Raw genomic sequence first — 386 nt, 5'->3', positions numbered from 1 at the left:
ACTTCGTCTGTTGACTTGTCTGGGTAAGTGACAACGACTACTGGTGTCTTTTCACCTGGTGTTTTTGTATCTACTGGCTCCTTGAACTTAGCTGTTGTTCCTGAAGGAAGGTCTTTGAAGTTCGCAATTGAATCTTCTGCTTTTGGTGCGTCACCAACTTTAACAGTTTGGTCCTTAGCTTTTGGTTCGTTCTTATCCGCATCACTACGTGGATCTTTAACAGTCACTTTAACTGGAACTTCGTCTGTTGACTTGTCTGGGTAAGTGACAACGACTACTGGTGTCTTTTCACCTGGTGTTTTTGTATCTACTGGCTCCTTGAACTTAGCTGTTGTTCCTGAAGGAAGGTCTTTGAAGTTCGCAATTGAATCTTCTGCTTTTGGTGC

1 protein-coding gene is annotated in these 386 nt (G+C 43.0%); it reads right to left on the bottom strand.

What is annotated here, in order from left to right:
* Window positions 1-386: Rib/alpha-like domain-containing protein (locus HT718_RS09395; RefSeq protein WP_275690401.1), on the bottom strand; the 386-nt coding region annotated here is incomplete at both ends.

It is taken from the genome of Streptococcus sp. 714, from assembly GCF_013277115.1.
Classification (GTDB): domain Bacteria; phylum Bacillota; class Bacilli; order Lactobacillales; family Streptococcaceae; genus Streptococcus.
Note: the sequence above shows the minus strand (reverse complement) of the source record. Positions and strands in the feature narration are given on the sequence as shown.